This is a genomic window from Pseudoduganella sp. RAF53_2, assembly GCF_052113985.1.
Taxonomy (GTDB): domain Bacteria; phylum Pseudomonadota; class Gammaproteobacteria; order Burkholderiales; family Burkholderiaceae_D; genus Rugamonas.
Genome location: NZ_JBFRDW010000403.1, coordinates 1 through 5,518 on the forward strand (window position 1 = coordinate 1; position 5,518 = coordinate 5,518).

At 63.5% G+C, this 5,518-nt stretch carries 2 protein-coding genes; both read left to right on the forward strand.

Annotated features, from left to right (window positions below):
- Nucleotides 1–111: 111 nt before the first annotated feature.
- On the forward strand, nucleotides 112–5,160 hold the full coding sequence (locus AB4Z11_RS21295) for an alpha-2-macroglobulin family protein (RefSeq protein WP_442027510.1): 5,049 nt from the start codon (nucleotides 112–114) through the stop codon (nucleotides 5,158–5,160).
- A 5-nt stretch (nucleotides 5,161–5,165) separates the two neighbouring features.
- Nucleotides 5,166–5,518 (forward strand): transglycosylase domain-containing protein (locus AB4Z11_RS21300; protein ID WP_442027512.1); only part of this gene is annotated, 353 nt, incomplete at its 3' end.

A 5,518-nucleotide genomic window follows, 5' to 3' on the forward strand; every position in this document is an offset into this window, starting at 1 on the left:
GTATTCCACTATGGGCGACGATTGCAAGCCGATAGAGTGACAATTCGCGAGTTTTGCCCCAGAGCATTTCTTGTATTATTTGATATCTTTACAAGAGCCTGGGAAGAGCGCATGAATAAAAAGTTGTTGGCGGGAGGCGTGCTGGCGGCGGTGGTGGTGGCGACGGCAGCCGGCATGTGGTGGATGAAGCGGCCCAATGCGCCGCGTCCGGCCGTGGGCGACGCGGTGATCGCGAACCCCAATGCGCCGTTCACCGTCAACAGTTGCCAGGCGCGCCTGCATGACGACCAGCCTGCGCTGGCCGTGATGTTCTCCGACGTCGTGGCCGAGGGCCAGCAGCTCGACCAGCTGATTGAAGTGATCGATCTCGGCGACGGCAAATCCACGCCGGCCGAATCCAAGCCCGACGAAGCAAGCCAGAAGGTAAAGGGCTCGTGGGTGGTGGCGGATAATCCCCATGTGCTGGTGTTCCCCTTTGTGAAAGCGGGCCACCGCTACAACATCAAGATCGGCCAGGCCATGGCGGGCAGCAATGGCCGCAAGCTGGCCGACGTGCACAAGTGCGAGGTGTTGAGCGACGAGATGGCGCCGTCCTTCTATTTCGCGAGCAAGGGCACGGTGCTGCCGGCCGGGCTGAATGGCGGCCTGCCGGTGGTGACGGTGAATATTCCCGAAGTCGATGTGGAATTCCTGCGCGTGGCGCCGGGCAAGATGCAGAAGTTCTTCGATCTGGTGTCCGGCCACCGCAGCAACAGTTCGGGTGAAGAGGACTACAGCGATTACTGGGAATCCCGCAATCACTTCAAAGGCCAGACCTACGGCTACCAGCTGAATGCACTGGAGGGCATTGCCGACAGCGTGTACAGCAACCGCTTCGTTACCAATGAGGTGAAGAACAGCCGCAAGGTCAGCTTCCTGCCGGTGGAAAAAATCACGGAGCTGAAGGACCCAGGCGTCTATGTGGCCGTGATGCGCCGTCCCGGCCACTTCCAGGACGATTACCAGGTCACCTATTTCTATGTCAGCGATATCGGCCTGCACTTGCGCCGCCAGGTCAAGCAGACCGACGTGTTCACCACCTCGCTCAAGTCCGGCAAGGCGCTGGGCGGCATCGATATCGAAGTGCTGGGCGAGGGCGGCAAAGTGCTCCAGCGCGGCAAGACCGAGGGCGATGGCCACGGCGTGCTGCCAGGCCTGCCGGATGCGGCGCAGCTGCTGATGGTCAGGCGCGACAAGGAAATGTCCGTGGTCCAGCTGCGTGAACCGGGCCTTGACCTGTCCGAATTCGATATCGGCGGCCACCTGCCGCGCRATGTGAAGCTGTTTGCATGGTCGGGACGCGATCTGTATCGTCCGGGCGAGAAGTTCACCGTGTCGCTGCTGGCGCGCAGCGCCGAGGGCACGGCCTTGCAGCCGGCGCCGGTGAAGGTCGAGTTGAAAAAGCCGGACGGCGAAACGGTCAATTCCAGCATGTGGCAGCCCAATGCGAAAACGCCGGGCTATCTGCAGCAGCGTATCGATCTGCCGCCGGATGCGGCCACCGGCAAATGGGCGCTGGAATTCCGCGCCGACCCGGCATCCAAACGTCCCGATGCGATCTATTCCTTCCAGGTGGAAGAGTTCCTGCCGGAGCGCATGAAGCTTACCCTGACCACCGATCAGGCGCCTTTGCCGCGCGATGCCGGCTCCTTCACGGTGGATGTGCAGGGCGATTATCTGTACGGCGCACCAGCCGCGGGCAACCGCCTGCTGGGTAACGTGGCGCAGGAGCGTGCCCGCAATCCCCTGCCAAAAGAATGGCCGGGCTTTATCTTTGGCGATGTGGCCGACGACAGCGCCAAGGCGCATGGCGAGCTGCCGGAAACCGCGCTCGATGACAGCGGCAAGGGCAGCGTGGAAGTGCCGGTGAAGAGCGATGCCCTGAGTTCTCCGCTGCGCGTGCGTGCCTCATTCAGCCTGCTGGAATCGGGCGGCCGTCCGGTGGTGCGTTCGGTGGAACGCCTGTGGTGGCCTGGTCCGCAGATGATCGGTATCCGTCCGGCCTTCGATGCCGATGTGGCGCGCGAAGGCAGCATGGCCGAATTCGAACTGGTGCGGGTGGACCCGGCCGGCAAATTCGTGCCGCTGAACGAAGCGGCCTTCCGCCTGGTGCGCGAAGACCGTCAATACTACTGGCGCTTCGATGCCGACCGTGGCTGGCATTCCGGCTATTCGGAAGCGGAGGAGACCGTACAGGCGGGCGCTGTGGCGCTGAAGGCCCGTGCCAAACTGACCCTGCCGGTGCAGTGGGGCCGCTATCGCCTGGAAGTGACCGACCCGGTCACCAAGCTGGTGGCGCGCTACCGCTTCTACGCCGGCTGGAATGCGCAGGACGCCGAGAACATCGGCAATCGTCCGGACCGCGTACGCGTGCAGCTGGAAGGTGCGCCGGCCAAGCCGGGCGGTGAAGTGAAGCTGAAAATCCTGCCGCCGCATGATGGCGAAGCGCTGGTGATGGTGGAAGCGGACAAGGTATTGTGGAGCACCCGCACATCCGTCAGCGTGGATGGCACCACCGTGACCATCCCGGTCGACAAGAACTGGAATCGCGCGGACATGTATGTGTCCACCGTGGTGTTCCGTCCCGGCAGCCAGGGCGACCGCGTGACGCCGGCGCGTGCCGTTGGCATGGCCTGGCTGCCGCTGGACCGCAGTGCGCGCAAGCTTAAGGTGAGCCTGACCGCACCGCCCCAGGTGGAGCCGGAAAAGCACATGACCGTCAAGGTCAAGGTGGATGGTGCGGCAGGCAAGGCGGCCATGGTGACCGTGTCCGCAGTGGATGTGGGCATCCTGAACATCACCAGCTTCAAGACGCCTGATCCGTTCGATTTCTTCTTCGGTAAGCACCGTTTCGGCCCTGAGCTGAGCGATATCTACGGCAAGCTGATTGAGCGCATGGACGGTACGCCGGGCAAGATCAAGTGGGGCGGCGACGCCGGCAAGCGCGATACGCGCAGCATGCCGAAGAAGGTCAAGCTGATCGACCTGTTCTCCGGTCCCGTGCAGCTGAATGCGAAAGGCGAGGCGGATATTCCGCTGGATATCCCGGACTTCAATGGCACCCTGCGACTGATGGCGGTAGCTTCGACGGCCGAATCCTACGGCAGCACGGACCGCGAAGTGACGGTGTCCGCGCCGATCGTGGCCGAGCTGGCGCTGCCGCGCTTCATCGGGCCTGGCGACAAGTCCACGCTGGCGCTGGATGTGACCAATATGATGCCGGGCGAGCAGGATATCTCCATCAAGCTCGATGCCGACCGTCTGCTGAAGGTGGCGGAGGGCGAACGCACACTGAAGCTGCCGACGCGCCAGCGCAAGATCCTGCGCTTCAATATTGAGCCGACCGAGCCTTATGGCCTGTCGCGCATTACGCTGGACGTGAAGACAGGCGGCGCCAAACCCGTGGTGTTGCATCGCGAATTCGCTCTGCAGATCCAGCCGCCGGTAGCGCGCGAACAGGACTCGGTGCGCCTGCGCATCGAGCCGGGCGCCACGCAGAAGCTGGATGCGGCCATGGTGGAACGCTTCTTCAAAGGCTCTGCCACCCTCAGCGTGACCATGTCGAACAAGCCGCCGCTCAATGTGCGCAGCATCGTCAAGGGCTTGCTGGACTATCCGTATGGCTGCCTTGAGCAGACCACCAGCGCGGCTTATCCGCATGTGCTGATCGACGAGGAGGGCGCCAAGGCAGTCGGCCTGGAGCCGCACACCCGTGAGCAGCGGGCACGCTTCATCGAGGGCGCGATCGGCCGTATCGCGGGCATGCAGGGCAGCGCGGGCGGCTTCCGCCTTTGGAGCGGCGATAGCGGCAGTTACGAAGCCTGGCTGACGCCTTATGTGACGGGCTTCCTGATGGATGCGCGCGAAGCCGGCTTCAATGTGCCGGAAGACATGACGAAAAAAGCGCAGCAGTGGATGACCGATAAGCTGAATGGCGCCGGCGGCCAGTTCCCAGGCCTGCCTGCCAACCTGAAGCCGGATGCGGAGGGGCGCTACGACTGGCGCGATTACGACCTGCTGCGCAACAGCCATCAGCGCTTCGCCGAGCTGGCGCATATTGGCTATATGCTGGCGCGTGACCAGAAAGCGTCGCTCGCTTCGCTGCGGCTGCTGTACGATCAGTACCGCGACCGCGCGCGCTCGCCGCTGCCGCTGGTTCATCTCGGTATCGCCTTGCAGCTGATGGGCGACGCCAAGCGCGGCGAGGCGGCCATCAACGAGGCCATGTCGCGTCCATACGGCATTCGTTCCAACTGGGACTGGGACTGGCTGGGCGACTATGGCACTGCAGTGCGCGACAATGCGCTGGCCTATGCACTGATGGTGCGCCACAAGGTCAGCCATCCGCAGCGCGAATCCCTGTTGATTGGCATGTCGGAGCGGCTGAACAACAAACACTATTACTCGACTCAGGAGCGCCTGGCGCTGTTCCTGGCTGCGCGGGCTGCCGGCGGCACGACCTCCGAGCCATGGCAGGCAGTGCTGAAAACCGGCGATACCAGCCAGTCGCTGAGCTCACAGGCCAGCGAAGTGCGCAGCATCGATCCGGCGCTGGCCGTGAAGGGCATCTCGATCGAGAACAAGGGCAAGAACCCGCTGTGGCTGGAAGTGGAAGCCAGCGGCTATCCACTCAAGGCGCCGGTGGCGAGCACCGACAAGATGACGCTGGAACGCCACTGGTTCAACGTGAACGGCAAGCCGTGGACGGGTGGCCAACTGAAAGTGGGCGACATGCTGTTGGTGCGCGTGACGGCGAAATCGAAGCAGCCCATTGAGGATGCGATGATCGTCGACCACATTCCGGCCGGTCTGGAAGTGGAGAATCTGAACCTGTCGCAAGGCCCGCAGGCCGGTGATTTCGAGGTCGAAGGCTTCAACCTGGCGCAGTCCATGGCCGATGAACGCATCAAGCATACGGAGTATCGTGACGACCGCTTCGTCGCGGCAGTGCGGCTGAACGACAATCCGATCCGCCTGTTCTATATGCTGCGCGTGGTGACGCCGGGCCGCTTCAGCGTGCCGGGCACCTTCGCGGAAGACATGTACCGTCCGGGCATCCGTGCATACGGCCCGTCGCCTGAAGCGGTGACCGTGGTCGATCCGCGCGGAGCAGGGAAATAGCGGCCATGGCCTGGCTGCGCGCCCATCCGCTGCGCGCAGCCCTGGCTGGCCTGCTGACTTTCCTGCTGCTGCTTGACCAGTTGTTCCCGCCACCGCTGCCGCGCGACATGCCCGGTCTGCTGGTGGTGGCGCGTGACGGCGAGCCTTTGCGCGGCTGGCCGGATGCCGATGGCGTATGGCGCATTCCGGTCAAACCGGAGCAAGTCTCGCCCCGTTATCTGGAATCGCTGCTGGCGTATGAGGACCGTTGGTTCTACTGGCATCCGGGCGTCAATCCAGTGGCCATGCTGCGCGCGGGCTGGCAATGGATTACGCAAGGGCATATCGTGTCCGGCGGCTCCACGCTGAGCATGCAGGT